The sequence below is a fragment of the Pseudoalteromonas sp. SG45-1 genome, assembly GCF_014164135.1.
Classification (GTDB): Bacteria; Pseudomonadota; Gammaproteobacteria; order Enterobacterales; family Alteromonadaceae; genus Pseudoalteromonas; species Pseudoalteromonas distincta.
The window spans coordinates 1-16,263 of sequence record NZ_JACJEP010000015.1 but is presented as its reverse complement, the minus strand read 5'-3'; the positions used below and the strand labels follow the sequence as shown (position 1 = coordinate 16,263).

Below are 16,263 nucleotides of genomic sequence, written 5' to 3'. Positions count from 1 at the left end.
AAAAAAACCCAACTTGCCAGCGTTATATGATAAAGCGCGGTTTATGTAGGTTTAATGCCAAACAATAGGGTCAAATTGGTAGTAATTAACTAGCATGCTATAAATTTCAGGATCGTATCGGCGAAGCTCTGCGGGTTTTTCGAGGAAGGTTTCGGTGAGTACAGCAAAAAACTCAGCTTCGTTAGTCGCACCATAGCTGTGAATAACATGCGGCATGCTATAAGCAACGTGACTTTTTAACTGGGTGAAAGCACGGCTAAATACTCGGCCCCACTCTTTGTAATCTGCTGAGCTTTTTAAAATGGGTGTGCCCGTTGTTTTACCTGTTTCTTGATCGAGTTGATGCGCAAACTCATGAAAAACTAAATTATGTCCATCACTTGGCAAGCGGTTACCCTCAAGCACGTCATGCCAACTGAGTACAAGTGTGCCGCCAGGCCATGACTCGCCTAGTCTTACCGTATTGTGGTAACTCACAAGTCCTGCACTATCGCGAGTTGATTGCGGAGCATAATAAGCACTTGGGTATAATAAAATTTCTTTTACATTTCTATATAACGGCCACGGTTTATTAAGCACTAATACACACGCATCGGCGGCTACAATTAACTTCATTGCAGACGTTAGCCTTAAGCCATCACAACCGACAAAGCGTTTTTCGTTTAAAAACCACGTAATATGTCGCTCTAACTTTTCTCTGTCAGCGTCGGTCATTTTTTTATAGATGGGCATGCAACGCAGTAAAATATCTTTTTGCTGTGAATTTAAAGCAAAGTCTTTATATTTACTGCGCCATAATCGGTTTTGAATTGATGGCCAACGCCAGAAAATCACCACAAAAAGAATTAAAACAACAATTAACAGTCCATTTATCATGGGGATTTCCTGAGCTAAGGTATGGTATATAAATATGTCCAGCACACGTGCTTTTCAAGCATATAAGGTTATGTATTTGAATATAAAGTAATTCACATCGCATTGCTTATAGATTACTTATAGATTACTTATAAATTGTTTACTGCTTTGCACTGCCGTTAAATGACGTGTTTAAGTTAACCTTTGCAAAAGGAGTCAAATGTACCCTGCAATGTGTTTATAAATTTCGCTACGTGCAAACCATCCATTAATGAGTGGTGTACATCGATAGCTAAAGGCATTGTACCTGTGTGTTTATCAAACTGACCAAATACAAATTTAGGAATGCCTAAACTCTCCCCTTCACTAAATGCATGCGAAAACGCACTAAAATTCAGCCACGGCAAAACAGATATATGAATTAAGTCGGCCTGCCCTTCTGTTTGGGCAAATGCATCAGAAAATAACGGCTGTTGTTTCGCTTTTTTGCTTACGTCACTTGCATGATTTGCAAACTCTTTAAAATCGCTTGCGCTATTAAAATAACTAAAAACAAACGTATCGTTTTCAGACAACTCAACCACACTTGCGCGAACACTATTAAGTAACCATGGCCTACTATCTATTATACGTAGCATTATTGAATCGTACTCATGGCACGCTTTTAAGGTGCAATATACATACGCTTGAAAAAAAGAAAATTGATTGGTTTTGCAATAGTCGTAAAGTGCTTGAGCATCTAAACGCACACACACATTAAAATAAGGCTGAGAAAAGTGTTTAAATAATTCAAAGTGTTGCTTTCTAGGCCAATTATCTAAATCGATGGGCTGCATGAGAGAAGTTGAGGGAGTCATAATTTGCCGCACAAAATTAAAAATAAAGTGTACCGCTGTTCAGTAACAATTGCATTAACTTACAGATAAACAAAAGGTGTGCAATTGCACACCCTTATATAAATTAGAACTTAGATCACAGACCGTTTTTAATGATCTCTTGCGCTAATTCGTCAGCAATTAAATGCGTTGATTTTTGCTCTTTTTCGCTACGGGCAAAGATTTCAGTTAACGTATTAAAAATACCTTCAACATGTTTATTAGACGCTGCTGCACTGTAACCATCTGGCGCTGTTTCGTAATAAACATTAATAATACCACCGGCGTTAATTACGTAATCTGGTGCATATAAAATGCCTTTTTCACGAATAACTTCACCGTGGCGAGATTCTGCCAGCTGATTGTTAGCACAGCCTGCAATAATAGTCGCTTTTAAACGCGGTATCGTTAAATCGTTAACGGTTGCACCTAATGCACAAGGTGCATAAACATCAACATCTAAGTCGTAAATGTTATCAATGCCAACCGCAGTTGCACCAAAATCACTTACTACACGGTCAATGGCAGCTTGGTTAATATCAGTTACAAACAACTCAGCGCCCGCATCATGTAAATGTTTACATAAACCATAAGCAACAGCACCTAAACCTTGAACAGCCACTTTCACACCTGCAAAATTTTGATGACCGCGTTGATGCTGTAGCGCTGCTTTAATTCCTAAAAAAGTACCGTATGCTGTAAATGGCGATGGGTTACCGCTTTTACCTTCAAGACCCAGTACGTAATTAGTTTCTTTATTCATAATAGCTACATCAGCACATGTGATGTTTACATCTTCTGCTGAGTAATAGCTGCCATTTAATCGCTCTAATTGACGACCAAATGCACGGAATAATTGCTCAGATTTAATTTCTTTCGCATTACCTATAATTACAGATTTACCGCCACCAAAGGGTAAGCGCGCAACTGCATTTTTATAAGTCATGCCCTTTGATAAACGTAGCACGTCATAAACAGCATCTTCGTCGTTTGCATAATCCCACATTCTACATCCGCCAACTGCAGGACCTAGGTTGGTATTATGTACAGCAATAATTGCTTTTAAACCCGACTCTTCATCAGAACAAAAAACCACTTGTTCATGGTTATCAAATTCAACTCGATTAAACACAGCCACTTAAAATACTCCGAAATAGTTAACCCGTGAGAGGGTATGCGCGCTGGAAATTGCCGAGACTTTATCACTTCATATACGTGTTCGCTATACTCACAGATGATAAAACCAATGAAAACATTAAGCTTAAATTAAATAACCTAATTAAAACTTTTATATAGATAAAAAATTTACAAAACCGTCATTTTTAAGTTTTAAATACTATAAATATAAGAACCACACCGACTTACGTTTACGTGAACGTAATACAATTGTTGCATGTAAAGTTTAATATACAAGTGCTACCTGGCCGCTACGTACCGCTGCCTATAGGTTTCCAGTAAAAAGTAAGCTTTTTCGCAAACTGGTCAGAGCTGTAAACTTGCTAATAACTCTATTTAAAAAACAAAAAAGCGAGCACTAGGCTCGCTTTTTAAAAATACAAAACGTACGTTATTTTAGCTTGCTATCAAGCTCTTCAATTTTAGCTTTCCAGATAGCAGGGCCTTGTGTATGCGCATTGGCGCCTTCACTGTCTACTGCAACAGTCACTGGCATATCTTCTACTTCAAATTCGTAAATAGCTTCCATACCTAAATCTTCAAAAGCTACAACACGCGCTTTTTTAATCGCTTTAGATACTAAGTAAGCTGCGCCGCCTACAGCCATCAAATAAACAGATTTATGCTCTTTAATAGACTCAACCGTTGCAGGGCCACGTTCAGCTTTGCCAATCATGCCTACAATGCCTGTTTTTTCTAGCATCATATCGGTAAATTTATCCATGCGAGTGGCTGTTGTAGGGCCAGCAGGACCTACTGCTTCATCGCGTACCGCATCCACAGGGCCCACGTAATAAATAAATTTATTATCAAAGTCTACGCCCTCAGGTAAACCTTCACCTGAGTTGATCATATCTTGCAAACGTTTATGCGCTGCATCACGACCTGTTAAAATAGTGCCCGAAAGTAAAACGGTTTCACCCATTTTCCATTCTTGAACATCTTTTTTAGTCAGTGTATTTAAATCAACACGACGTGTGCCTTCGCCCACTTCAAATGTTACTTGTGGCCAATCTTCTAGTTTAGGTGCTTTTAAATTAGCAGGGCCAGAACCGTCAAGCGTAAAATGTACATGGCGAGTTGCCGCACAATTTGGGATCATTACTACAGGTTTTGAAGCTGCATGCGTTGGTGCTGTTTTAATTTTAACATCAACAACCGTTGTTAAACCGCCTAAACCTTGTGCACCAATACCTAATTTATTAGCACGGTCAAAAATTTCTAAACGCAGTTTTTCTTCAGTTGTTTCTGCGCCGCGTTCTATTAACTCGTGAATATCAACCGGATCCATTAACGACTCTTTAGCCATTACTGCTGCTTTTTCAGCCGTACCACCAATACCTATACCTAGCATGCCTGGCGGACACCAACCAGCACCCATTGTTGGTAGTGTTTTTTCTACCCATGCAGCAACATCATCTGACGGGTTTAACATAACCATTTTACTTTTGTTTTCAGAGCCGCCGCCTTTAGCCGCAACCATTACTTCTACTTTTCCACCCGCTACTAAATCAATATGCACAACCGAAGGCGTATTATCTTTAGTATTTTTACGCGTACCAGCAGGGTCTGCAACAATAGATGCACGTAAAGGGTTATCTGGATTCAAATATGCACGACGAGTACCTTCATCAACCATTTGTTGAACGGTTAAATCTGTTTTATCCCACTTAACATCCATACCTACTTTAACAAAACAGGTAATAATACCGGTGTCTTGGCAAAGTGGACGCTTGCCTTCAGCCGACATGCGTGAGTTAATTAAAATTTGTGCAATGGCGTCTTTAGCCGCTTTACTTTGTTCTTTGTTGTACGCTTTTTCGAGTGCTTGAACAAAATCAAGTGGGTGATAGAACGAAATATATTGCAATGCATCTTCAATGCTATCAATAAAGTCTTGCTGACAAATTGTACTCATAGTGGTTCCTTAAGTTACCGTTACGCGTTGTCGCGTAATCTAAATCAAACCGGTGACGGTGGTTTGCACTGTTTTTTGCAGCTTAGTGCTGCCAAAAAATTTGACTTATGATACCCTCCCAGCCCGTTTCGAGCCAGTTCTTAAAGGGGCAGTAAATGCTAAACAATAAAAAAAATTGTATTAAATTAGGCATAACACAAAACTGCATTGACGTTTTTGCGCATTTTTCACATTTGCCTTATGCAATTCTATTAGATTCTGCAAATAGTAATCATATAAACAGCCGTTTTGATATTGTTGCTATTGAGCCGCAAAGTACCCTTGAAGTAAAAAATAATAAAAGCTTTTTAAATAATATAGAAAGTAGTGATAACTGCTTTGAAATTATGAATAATGAGCTTTCGCATCTTGCTAAAACAAAAGCCGATTACGATTTACCCTTTAACGGCGGCTGGCTTGGCTACTTTGGCTACGACTTAGGGCGTACAATTGAAAACATCCCCACTCGTGCTATTGAAGATATTAATCTTCCCCAAATGGCTATTGGCCTTTACTTAGATGCCCTTATTTACGACAAGCAGCAACAAAGCTGGTTTTATGTATCGCAGCCAAACACCGATCGATTAGCGCTTTATGAGCAATACTTAAATACACACGCTAACTCCCAAGTTAATACGCAGTCCTTTGCCCTAAACAGCGACTGGCAATCAAATATGAGCGAAACGGAATACGCTGCAAAGTTTGCCCAAATTGAGGAGTATCTAAAAAGTGGCGATTGTTACCAAATTAATTTAGCGCAGCGCTTTAACGCTCAGTTTGAAGGCTCCCCTTGGGCGGCTTATATTAAACTGCGCGAGGCAAATAAAGCGCCATTTTCGAGCTTTATAAATCACCCTCAAGGGGCAATTTTATCAATTTCCCCTGAGCGCTTTATATCTGTAAATAATAACGTTGTAGAAACCAAACCTATTAAAGGCACTCTGCCGCGAAAAGCGGATGCGCTGGAGGATCAACGCCAAGCCCAAATACTCGCAGCATCAGCTAAAGATCACGCTGAAAACGTAATGATTGTTGATTTACTGCGTAACGACTTAGGCAAAGTAGCAAAACCTGGCAGCGTCCACGTCCCTTCCCTTTTTGCTATTGAAAGCTTTCCGGCAGTGCATCATTTAGTAAGCACGGTAACCTCAGAACTTGATGAAGGCAAAACAGCGGTCGATCAGTTAAAAGCGGCTTTTCCGGGTGGCTCAATCACCGGTGCGCCCAAAATTAGAGCGATGGAAATAATTGAAGAACTAGAACCACATCGCCGCAGCATTTATTGTGGTTCAATTGGTTATTTAAGTGCATGTGGAAATATGGATACGAGTATCACTATTCGTACCTTGGTGTGCCACAAAGCGCAAATTTACTGCTGGGCAGGCGGCGGAATAGTAGCTGATTCTAAAGTCGAATTGGAATATCAAGAAACTTACGATAAAGTAAATAAAATCCTCCCTTTATTAAAACAGTAGGTCGCTTTGAATAGTGAACACATTATGGCGCGGTTTCTGTTAAGCCCTACAGCTGCGCCAAACCAGTTAAAAGACACGCGTAAAAAACGTGCTAGCGCCGTTATTCTGCCCATTATTGATATAGATAATCATGCACATATATTACTGTGTAAACGCCCTACTTATTTACACCATCACCCTGGGGAGATTTGTTTGCCCGGAGGTAAGTTTGAAGTAAGCGACATTACCCTTCGCACCACAGCCCTTCGCGAACTAAAAGAAGAGCTAAATATTGCCCAAAACAACGTTAATGTAATAGGTCACTTACCTGAGTATTCAACATTAACGGGTTTTAGTATTAGCCCCTATGTAGGTTTACTTAATAAAGGCACCACATGGGAAAATGACTATAATGAAGTACAAGCGAGCTTTTTACTCTCTGTCACTGAGTTAAATAACGAAGCTAATTGGCAACCCTTACCTTTTCAACGATTTGGGAAAACGGTTATTTTGCAAGGTTTTAAAACACCACATGGTTTACTTTGGGGTGCGACTGCAAACATTATAAAAAACTTTACAAAACAACTCGCCTTACCAGTTTAAATCTTCGTTATTAATAGTTACACAATCACAATTCCACGTTATCATGCTCGACCGTTCAAAGAGCAGCTTCGTGCTGATAAAACAAAGTAGAGACACACATTATGATCAGTGCATTTGATATGTTTAGCATTGGTATTGGCCCTTCGTCATCACACACCGTTGGCCCAATGCGCGCATCACGCTTATTTGTTAATGACCTACAAGAACAACAATTATTAGCAAATGTTACCGATATTAAAGTAGAGCTTTATGGCTCTTTGGGTCAAACAGGTGTTGGCCATGGTTCGGGTAAAGCCGTAATTCTTGGTTTAGCCGGTTATGACCCTGAAACTATAGATGCCGATTTAGTCGACGACATTTTAGCGACCATCGAACAAGATCAGGTTATTTATTTAAACAAAACACACAAAGCTAAGTTTCCAAAACAAGGCGCTATTGTTTTTCATCGTCGCAAAACGCTGCCTAAGCACTCTAATGCAATGGAAATTATCGCCTCAAACAACGGCGAAAAAGTTTACAGCAAAGTATATTACTCTATTGGCGGTGGCTTTATTGTTACTGACGAAGAGTTTGAAAACGAAAAACAAGCAGCCCTTAATATTAGAGAAGAAAACCCAGCCCCATTCCCATTTGGTAGCGCAAAAGAGTTACTAGAAATGTGTAAAGAGTCAGGGCTTAGTGTTTCAAGCTTAATGATGAAGAACGAAAAAACACTGCGCACTGAAGATGAAATAAAAGACACGCTGTTTCATATCTGGAAAGTAATGATGGCCTGTATTGACCGTGGTATGCGTACAGAAGGTATTTTACCTGGCGGCTTAAAAGTAAAGCGCCGTGCGCCTAGCTTATACTTAAAACTAAATATAGAAGTCAGTAACGACCCACTTCGTGCAATGGACTGGGTTGATTTATTTGCCCTTGCCGTAAACGAAGAAAATGCGGCAGGTGGCCGTGTAGTTACCGCACCAACTAATGGTGCTGCGGGTATTTTACCGGCTGTACTTATGTACTATCACACATTTGTGAAAGAAGTAGACCGCGATATAGCCACACGTTATTTATTAACGGCCGCTGCTATTGGTATTTTATATAAAAAGAATGCCTCTATATCGGGTGCTGAAGTAGGTTGCCAAGGTGAAGTTGGCGTTGCGTGCTCAATGGCTGCAGGCGCATTAACAGAAATTGTTGGTGGCAATGTTGTGCAAGTAGAGAACGCAGCAGAAATTGGTATGGAACATAATTTAGGCCTCACGTGCGACCCTGTTGGTGGCTTAGTACAAGTACCGTGTATTGAACGTAATGCAATGGGCGCGATTAAAGCAATTAATGCCTCACGTTTAGCTATTCGTGGCAGTGGAGAGCAAAAGGTATCACTTGATAAAGTGATTAAAACCATGCTTGAAACCGGCAACGATATGAAAACCAAATACAAAGAAACCGCTCGCGGTGGATTAGCAGTTAATATTATCGAATGTTAATCAGCTCGCTATAAAGAGAAAAAGCTGCCTATTTTAAAATAGGCAGCTTTTTTATTGTTCGTTCAATGCAATCACCTTATTTAACGGGTAACTCTATATCTGCAAATAACTTATCTACGTCATCTTGGTTACGTAACAAGCTTGCTCGCTCTACGCGCTCTTTAGTTAAGTGCGGTGCAAAACGTTCAATAAAATCATACATGTAAGTACGTAAAAAGCTGCCCTTTCTAAAACCAATTTTGGTCGTGCTTGCTTCAAATAAGTGGCTTGCATCAATACACACTAAATCGGTATCGCTCACTTGATCTATCGCCATTGAAGCGACAACACCAACTCCTAAACCCAGTCGTACGTATGTTTTTATAACATCAGCATCGGTTGCAGTAAATACAATGTGTGGCTCAAGTCCGTGTGCGCTAAATGCTTTATCTAACTCTGAGCGGCCCGTAAAACCAAATACATATGTAATGAGTGGATATTGGGCAATGTCAGCAACAGTTAAACTATTTGCCTTTTTAGCGAGCGGATGGTCTTTAGCAACAACAATACTACGGTTCCAATGGTAGCAAGGCAGCATAACTAAATCTGAATACAAATGCAGTGCTTCTGTTGCAATAGCAAAGTCGGCATCACCGCGTGCTGCAGCATCCGATATTTGCTGTGGAGTACCTTGGTGCATATGAAGCGATACCGCAGGATATTTTTTCATAAACCCTTGAATAACGTTAGGCAAAGCATAACGAGCTTGGGTATGTGTTGTGGCAATATTCAACTTACCTTGATCAGGTAGCGTATGCTCATTAGCAACGGCTTTAATACCTTCTACTTTGGAGAGTATTTCACGAGAAATATTAATTATATCTTCGCCAGCACCGGTTACATGCGTTAAATGTTTACCACTGCGACCAAAAATTTGTACACCCAACTCATCTTCTAACATGCGTACTTGTTTAGAAATTCCTGGCTGCGAGGTAAATAAACTCTCAGCAGTCGCTGAAACATTTAATTTATGATTTTGTACTTCTACGATGTATCTGAGTTGTTGTAATTTCATGGCTGCAAATTTTAACGTTATTATTCATATTATTTATAAAGGCAATACCGCTTAAAACCAAGTGTTATTTACGTAAAATATCACTTTAGGTCTTTAGGTGTGCAATTATCTGATTAGAGCTCAAGGCTAGCATAATAAATATGCTTGAGGTAGCGATGTTTATTCAGCTTTAGTTTATAAGCCCTTAGGGTGACTACGGTTTATAAAGAGCTCAACCTATCAATTTTTTGGTGTATTTTTTAAGTTAATCGGCGCAAAGCTACCCTGTTAACGTATATTTAATGTAAGATTAAATAATTAGGTTATATATCCGAGAATTACACCATGATCGTTTCTATTATAATAGTGCTTATAGTTGCATTGATTGTGATTGCACTTTGGGTAAGTGCTGTACAACAACACAAAGAAAAACAAGAAGCGGAACGCCGCAAAGAGCTAACAAAACAAAAAGCTATAATAGAAGAAACAGAAGAAGCGCTAATGAATAGTGCTAACATACCCCTGTCTGAGAATCTAATTCGTACGTTACAACGCCGTATTTACGAAGCTTTAAATACAATGGTTAATAACTCGCAAACATCTAAAGCACTTAAAAGCCGCTTAAGTGAAGCGAAAACGCACTTATCTAATCCCGTTCAAGATAATAGCAGTGAAGCTCTAACGCTACCGAATAATGACAAGCAACTTGTAGGCCTAATTCAGGGCATTAAAAAATTACGCTCAATTTTACGCTCTGAACATAGTAAAGGTCGTATTGACAGCCAAGCTTTTGTTTTAGAAGATAAACGTCTCGAAAAACTACAACTGCGTATTAATATCGAAAGCCAAATAAAACGTGGCTTATCTGCCCGCTCAGCGAGTATGGTTGGCTCAGCAAGACAGTATTTTGAAAAAGCACAGGCAACGCTCAATGCAGTTACATACACCGATGAATATGTAACAACAAAACGCCAAGAAGTTGAAGGTTACTTAGAAGCAATTAGTGTTGAACTAAGAGCTTCTAATGCAAGCGCACTTAAAAAGAAAACAGAAGAAGAGCAAGACGACTTAGATATATTGTTTGCTCCTAAAAAGAAATGGTAATTCTTTTATAAAAGCATTAAAAAAGCCTGCACAAATTAAATTTATGCAGGCTTTTTTGTCTATTTGTTAGTCATTAAGACAAAAATGCAAACTTGAAAACAAACAAGGCTGTCAATATCCAAACACTAATACTGATTTGATCTTGCTTACCACACAAAACTTTAACCGCCGTATAAGATATAAAACCAAGTGCAATACCGTGCGCAATCGAAAACGTTAATGGTGTCATTAGTAATACTACAGTAACAGGAATTGCATCGGTCATATCATCCCAATTTACAAACTTTAAATTTTGTAGCATCAGTACAGCGACATATAAAATAGCACCTGCCGTAGCATAAGCCGGTACCATTTGTGCAAGCGGTGCAAAAAACATCATCAGTAAAAAGCAAATACCTACAACTACAGCCGTTAAGCCAGTACGTCCGCCAACAGATACACCAGCAACCGATTCTATATACGATGTAGTCGTAGACGTGCCTAGCATCGCACCTGCAATTGTTGCTGAGCTGTCAGCACTTAGTGCGCGTCCTAAACGAGGCATGTTACCTTTTTCATCAGCTAAACCAGCTTTTTGAGTGACTGCAACTAATGTACCCGAAGTATCAAAAAGATCGACAAACAAGAATGCAAAAATAACACTCATCATTGATATATCAAAAGCGGCGGCAAAATCTAATTGCATAAAAGTAGGCATTATTGATGGTGGCATAGCCATAACACCGTGATATTCAACTAGCCCTAAACTTAGTGCAATGCCTGTCACTAATAAAATACTAATAAGTACACCGCTTTTAAAATCGCGGTATAAAAGCGCTGCAATTACAAAAAAGCTTAATATAGCTAATAATGGGCCTGGGGAAGTAATGTCGCCCAATTGCACTAGTGTTGCTGGGCTTGAGACAATAATACCTGCATTTTTAAGGGCAATTAAGGCTAAAAAAGCACCTATACCTGTTGCGATAGCTCGCTTGAGCACCAGAGGTATGGCATTAATAATCCATTCTCTGACTTTAAATAAGCTTAAAAATAAAAATATACAACCCGACATAAAAACAGCCCCTAATGCGGCTTGCCAGGTATAACCCATTCCTAATACGACGCCATACGTAAAAAAGGCATTTAGTCCCATGCCAGGCGCTAATGCTAATGGATAATTAGCCCACAAACCCATTATAAAACAGCCTATCGCAGCTGCTATACAGGTAGCTACAAATGCAGCCCCTTGGTCCATCCCTGCCTCAGCAAGCATAGCCGGGTTTACAAATACAATGTATACCATAGTGATAAAGGTAGTTAGGCCAGCAACGCATTCGCGTTTAACTGTTGAGTTATTTTCGCTGAGTTTAAATAAGGCTTCAAACATAATAAACTTGTGATAGTAAAAAGTGACGAGATTTTAACATAAAAATTATCTTTTACAGGACATTTTACCTTGCTATATACTAAACTGTTAAAGTAGTTAAAATAATAAATGAACCAATATGCTTAAAACAACACCTTGTGAGCAAGACTTAGAGCAACAGCTAGACAACATTTTAGGTTTTGTTACTCAACCAGAAAGCAGCCCCGCGCCCATTGATAATAAAAAAGATGAGCAAAGTACTATTAATAAAGCCCTATATTATTTAAAAAATAATCAAGCTCCATTGGCTGCAAAATGGATGCGCCTTGCTGCAATGGCAGGAAACCATAGAGCACAGTTTTATTTAGGTTTATTTTTTGTAAAAGGTGAAGGCGTGCCACAAAGTGTATTTCATGCTGTAGCGTGGTTGAGCTTAGCGAGTAGCCAAGGGTACGCACCTGCCACTGCAGCGGTTACAGATATACGCAAACATATCGAAACTAAGCGATTTAAAGATGCTCAATGTTATGCAGCAAGTTTGTACGAACAAATCCACCAACTCCAGTTTTCTCATATGATCCCTCGCACCAGTGAAAACACATAAACTAACTAAGTAATAAGTACTGTATACAGTGTTGAAAAATACTGTATATAGTTACAAAGATACTCCTACACAGTATAAAACCCACAAATGAAAACACTACTCAAAAATTTATTTTAAAACAACCCCCTCAAAAACAAGCCTATAACAAGTTGATTAATAAAGAATTATAGATTTAAAAATAAAAAACAATGATCAAAGGCTGAATAACTGTACAAATAAATAGCATAAAATGCTTGCACGAAAGCACTGTATAAACTACTGTATATGAATACTGTATAAAAACCCAGTGAGTGAAATTATGTTACAGCCTATTACCGTAAGAACAGTTAAAAGTTACCAACAAGACGAGCAAAGCGATTGCGTAAATTTGATCCAAATTGAAGATGAAATTTCAGCGACCTTTGAGCTTTTAAAAGTATTACACCAATACAATAGCTCTAATGCATGGACGTTACTAATTGCGCCAGATCATGTACCTAGCAAAGCTTTACTTGACTCATGCTCTATTGATACAAGCAAATTACTTGTTATTAGACAGAAGCACCTAGTAAATTTAGAGTATGTATTAAATTCTGCGTTAAATAATGGAAACTTTGCAGCGGTAATTACCTGGACCGATATAGTTAATAACCAACTACTTACAAATCTATCGTTCGATTTAAGTAAAACGAATACAAAACTATACTGTTTTACTAAAAACGCTCAAACAACAGAGATACCACTCGCTCAATAAGCTTGTTAAACTAATGTTTTAGATTCTGTATTATTATTATGACTTCACTCAATACCACATTATGTTTTTGCAGCAGTGGGCACAATTATGCCGATTGCTGCGAGCCGCTTCACTTATCTGTAAAGCAAGCTGACACTCCTGAACAACTTATGCGCTCACGATTCAGCGCTTATGTTATTAAAAATGCAGAATATGTTTATCGAACCTACGCAAAAGAAAAACAAGCTGAAAATCCGGTTAAAGAAATCAATGATTTTGCTAACAGCTGTCGATTTATAAATCTTGATGTAATCGGATCAAGCCATGATGACAATACTGGCAATGTAGAATTTAAAGCCCAGTACTTTTATCAAAACTTATTTTGTGAGCTTCACGAAAAGTCGCAGTTTGTTAAAGAAGATTCCAAGTGGCGTTATTTAGATGGCACTATATATCCTGTTGAAGATATTAAAGTAGGCAGAAATGATAACTGCCCATGCGGTAGCAATAAAAAGTACAAAAAATGTCATAGCATGTAATAAATAATCTTATTTAATATTTATCACCTAAAAGGTGTTTTTAAGTGGCAGAGTGATTTAATAGCTAATTAAACTTAAAAACACACTTTGTTACGCCCTTGCATTTTAGACTCATACATTTTTTCATCTGCGATCTGCAACGTGTTTTTGTTATTTACATATGGTTGTAGGGTTGCACCGCCAATACTAATAGTCACAAAATCATATTCTGAATGTTTGTGTAATATTCCTAAATCGGCCACACTCTGTTTAATTTTATCAGCAACACAAATTGCACCTTCAGTGCTTGTATGCGGTAGAACAACTACAAACTCTTCGCCGCCATAACGCGCAACAAAATCGGTTGGCCTTTGCAAACTATTAGTAATAGTTTGTGCTACTAGGTTTAACACCGTATCCCCCTGCACATGACCATAGATATCATTGTATTGCTTAAAGTAATCTATATCGATGAGTAATAATGCATAGTCAACTTTTTCTCGTAAGGCGCTTCGTTCCATTTTAGAAAAATGTGCATCAAAATAACGGCGATTGAATACTTTAGTTAAATCATCTAAAAATACTTTTTGATTGAGTAAGTCGTGTTGTAATTTTAACGTTATATGGGCACGAACCCTTCTAAATAGTGTTTCTTTTACAATCGGCTTTTTAATAAAATCAACAGCTCCGGCTTCCCAACACTCTTCTTCTTCGTTTTCAAAGGATGTAACAAAAATAACTGGGATATCCTGTGTTTCAGTATTATTTTTTAATTTTAAACATGTATCAATACCACTCATTCCACCCATACTAATATCGAGTAGGACTATATCGGGTACATTTACATTACAAATTTCAATTGCTTCTTCACCACTTCCAGCTGTTGTCACATTAAAATGCTCAGATAATATTTTTTTTAATACGATTAAGCTTAATAACTGATCGTCAACTATAAGTACTTTAGAATTCTTTAAACTTAGTTTTAATTGATGGTCAGAGTAATTTATTGGCATAGTAAAAATGTTTTGTTTTTTTAATTAAAAACAGCCTATAGCATCACATTTTGTTATGCAAATGTTAATTAAGAGGGATTCTACTTATTGGTTATTAATAAAAATGCTTTTTAGTAAATCTTTATTGCATAAAAACAAAAAATGAGCCACTTGGGCTCATTTTATAACTTTGAATACTTAATTTAGTTAAGTATTATTCGTCATCATCTAAATCTAATTGCTGACGTTGAGCAGGTCGAGCTAAAATCTCTACATAGAAAGAGGTCAAACCTTGCTTTTCAATTTCGCCAATTTGGTTACTTAATTCAGCAACGTGCACAACTTGCGCATCTTCAGCTGTGTTACCAAACTTACAGTCAAATGCCCAATAGTCAGCATCTTCAGGTAGCGTTTTATTACGCTCTCTTTTCAAATATTTTTTCACTTCGTGCTTTGCAGCATCAACCATACGAGGGTATTTGATTTTCTCGTGATTTAGCGTGAATGTTTTCTTCATTACGTTCCTAATTACCTTGGTTTAATGATAATGGCATTTCATGTCATACCATTTGACGCCATTATAGCAATTGCATTTAATTTTTGGATGCTTTTTTTTCATTAAATCAATTATTAGCAAATATATAAAGCAGACCCGTTATAAAGCATATATTAACTGATGATTATTACAATCATATATCACACCGCAATAAGCTGAAGTGGTTGATGTATTGCATCATTATTAAGGCTGTCGTAAAAAGCAGCTGCATCTATAGGAGGATTCGCTAGTTGTGTTTGTTCGCTTTTAATTCTTCTTCTGACAGCAAGCTCACAGTTATCTATTATATTAAGTGGAATATGCTTATCATCATTTCTAATCGCAAGTGGTTCAGGGCTTAAGCACTGTTTTAGCTTAATACTTGTCATACCGCAGCGCTCTCCTTCTTGAGATATTAATGATGCATTAAACTGTCCAACCAACATATTGTATTCATCAGGGGCTAAAAGTTGCTTTGGACCTGCGCCAAATTGCTTTCTTAATGCCTCTTCTTCTATAACTAAATTATCTATTTCAGTTTTTGGTAAATGAAATTGGCTAAAGTCGAGTGCGTCATGTGACAGCATCGCTAATAATAGAGAAAATTCGCCACGGCGATTTTCATGCACACTATTATTGAGCCTACTGTTTAACTGACTCTCTGTGATTAACAAATCATCTATTTGCATAGTCTTTAGTCGATTGTGGTAACTGATAGATATTTATCGGCTTTATTTCAATTTTCTTTAGCTTTTTTCTTTACTTAAATACGCAATTTGCTATTATCAGCGCCGTTGCATTGGAGGGGTTCCCGAGCGGCCAAAGGGATCAGACTGTAAATCTGACGGCTCAGCCTTCGCTGGTTCGAATCCAGCTCCCTCCACCACTTTTCTTACCGCTAAGTTAAGTGGGGCCAAATGCAATAAAATTAGTGTGGAGGGGTTCCCGAGCGGCCAAAGGGATCAGACTGTAAATCTGACGGCTCAGCCTTCGCTGGTTCGAATCCAGCTCCCTCCACCACT

16 protein-coding genes and 2 tRNA genes are annotated in these 16,263 nt (G+C 38.2%); 9 read left to right on the top strand and 9 right to left on the bottom strand.

The window, feature by feature from the left end:
* Window positions 1-51 precede the first annotated feature (51 nt).
* The 4 genes from H5117_RS13215 to H5117_RS13200 form a co-directional block, all read right to left on the bottom strand.
* Window positions 52-876 (bottom strand): M90 family metallopeptidase, encoded by an 825-nt coding sequence (locus H5117_RS13215; RefSeq protein WP_002961680.1) that lies wholly within the window; start codon window positions 874-876, stop codon window positions 52-54.
* A gap of 176 nt (window positions 877-1,052) precedes the next feature.
* Entirely contained in the window at window positions 1,053-1,691 is a 639-nt protein-coding gene (locus tag H5117_RS13210; protein WP_182694181.1) for a chloramphenicol acetyltransferase, read from the bottom strand.
* Window positions 1,692-1,827: 136 nt separating this feature from the next.
* The gene (locus H5117_RS13205; RefSeq protein WP_024595520.1) at window positions 1,828-2,868 is read right to left on the bottom strand and encodes a Glu/Leu/Phe/Val dehydrogenase; all 1,041 of its coding nucleotides are present in this window, start codon (window positions 2,866-2,868) and stop codon (window positions 1,828-1,830) included.
* A gap of 429 nt (window positions 2,869-3,297) precedes the next feature.
* Window positions 3,298-4,824 (bottom strand): fumarate hydratase, encoded by a 1,527-nt coding sequence (locus tag H5117_RS13200; RefSeq protein ID WP_165742758.1) that lies wholly within the window; start codon window positions 4,822-4,824, stop codon window positions 3,298-3,300.
* A 155-nt stretch (window positions 4,825-4,979) separates the two neighbouring features.
* Between H5117_RS13200 and pabB the strand changes: the two genes are divergently transcribed.
* The 3 genes from pabB (at window position 4,980) to H5117_RS13185 (ending at window position 8,398) form a co-directional block, all read left to right on the top strand.
* Entirely contained in the window at window positions 4,980-6,338 is a 1,359-nt protein-coding gene (gene pabB / locus H5117_RS13195; protein WP_182738278.1) for an aminodeoxychorismate synthase component I, read from the top strand.
* Between the two features lie 6 nt (window positions 6,339-6,344).
* Complete coding sequence (locus H5117_RS13190) at window positions 6,345-6,920, top strand: CoA pyrophosphatase (RefSeq protein WP_182738276.1); 576 nt, start codon at window positions 6,345-6,347, stop codon at window positions 6,918-6,920.
* A 101-nt stretch (window positions 6,921-7,021) separates the two neighbouring features.
* Window positions 7,022-8,398, top strand: coding sequence for an L-serine ammonia-lyase (locus H5117_RS13185; RefSeq protein WP_182738274.1), 1,377 nt, complete (start codon window positions 7,022-7,024; stop codon window positions 8,396-8,398).
* A 76-nt stretch (window positions 8,399-8,474) separates the two neighbouring features.
* Here H5117_RS13185 and cysB read toward each other — a convergent pair whose 3' ends face one another.
* On the bottom strand, window positions 8,475-9,452 hold the full coding sequence (gene cysB, locus H5117_RS13180; RefSeq protein WP_002961670.1) for an HTH-type transcriptional regulator CysB: 978 nt from the start codon (window positions 9,450-9,452) through the stop codon (window positions 8,475-8,477).
* A gap of 324 nt (window positions 9,453-9,776) precedes the next feature.
* Here cysB and H5117_RS13175 point away from each other — a divergent pair, with 324 nt between their 5' ends.
* The gene (locus H5117_RS13175; RefSeq protein WP_182738272.1) at window positions 9,777-10,535 is read left to right on the top strand and encodes a hypothetical protein; all 759 of its coding nucleotides are present in this window, start codon (window positions 9,777-9,779) and stop codon (window positions 10,533-10,535) included.
* Between the two features lie 73 nt (window positions 10,536-10,608).
* Here H5117_RS13175 and H5117_RS13170 read toward each other — a convergent pair whose 3' ends face one another.
* Complete coding sequence (locus H5117_RS13170; protein ID WP_002961426.1) at window positions 10,609-11,901, bottom strand: NCS2 family permease; 1,293 nt, start codon at window positions 11,899-11,901, stop codon at window positions 10,609-10,611.
* A 118-nt stretch (window positions 11,902-12,019) separates the two neighbouring features.
* Between H5117_RS13170 and H5117_RS13165 the strand changes: the two genes are divergently transcribed.
* The 3 genes from H5117_RS13165 (at window position 12,020) to H5117_RS13155 (ending at window position 13,735) form a co-directional block, all read left to right on the top strand.
* On the top strand, window positions 12,020-12,484 hold the full coding sequence (locus H5117_RS13165) for a tetratricopeptide repeat protein (protein WP_002961427.1): 465 nt from the start codon (window positions 12,020-12,022) through the stop codon (window positions 12,482-12,484).
* Window positions 12,485-12,782: 298 nt separating this feature from the next.
* A complete protein-coding gene (locus tag H5117_RS13160) occupies window positions 12,783-13,217 on the top strand; it encodes a SulA-like leucine-rich domain-containing protein (protein WP_182738269.1) in 435 nt (144 codons plus the stop codon).
* 38 nt (window positions 13,218-13,255) lie between these two features.
* Window positions 13,256-13,735 carry a YchJ family protein gene (locus tag H5117_RS13155; protein WP_182738266.1) on the top strand — a complete coding sequence of 160 codons (480 nt, stop codon included), beginning with the start codon at window positions 13,256-13,258 and terminating at the stop codon, window positions 13,733-13,735.
* A 74-nt stretch (window positions 13,736-13,809) separates the two neighbouring features.
* On the opposite strand, the gene H5117_RS13150 is transcribed toward H5117_RS13155, so the two are convergent.
* The 3 genes from H5117_RS13150 to H5117_RS13140 form a co-directional block, all read right to left on the bottom strand.
* Entirely contained in the window at window positions 13,810-14,727 is a 918-nt protein-coding gene (locus tag H5117_RS13150) for a diguanylate cyclase (RefSeq protein WP_182738264.1), read from the bottom strand.
* Window positions 14,728-14,920: 193 nt separating this feature from the next.
* Window positions 14,921-15,223, bottom strand: a complete 303-nt coding sequence (locus H5117_RS13145; protein WP_002961433.1) for a DUF6172 family protein — start codon at window positions 15,221-15,223, stop codon at window positions 14,921-14,923.
* Between the two features lie 179 nt (window positions 15,224-15,402).
* Window positions 15,403-15,930 carry a VC2046/SO_2500 family protein gene (locus H5117_RS13140; RefSeq protein ID WP_182738261.1) on the bottom strand — a complete coding sequence of 176 codons (528 nt, stop codon included), beginning with the start codon at window positions 15,928-15,930 and terminating at the stop codon, window positions 15,403-15,405.
* A 112-nt stretch (window positions 15,931-16,042) separates the two neighbouring features.
* Here H5117_RS13140 and H5117_RS13135 point away from each other — a divergent pair.
* A tRNA-Tyr gene (locus H5117_RS13135) sits at window positions 16,043-16,127 on the top strand.
* Window positions 16,128-16,176: 49 nt separating this feature from the next.
* Window positions 16,177-16,261: transfer RNA gene (locus H5117_RS13130), tRNA-Tyr, on the top strand.
* Window positions 16,262-16,263 lie beyond the last annotated feature (2 nt).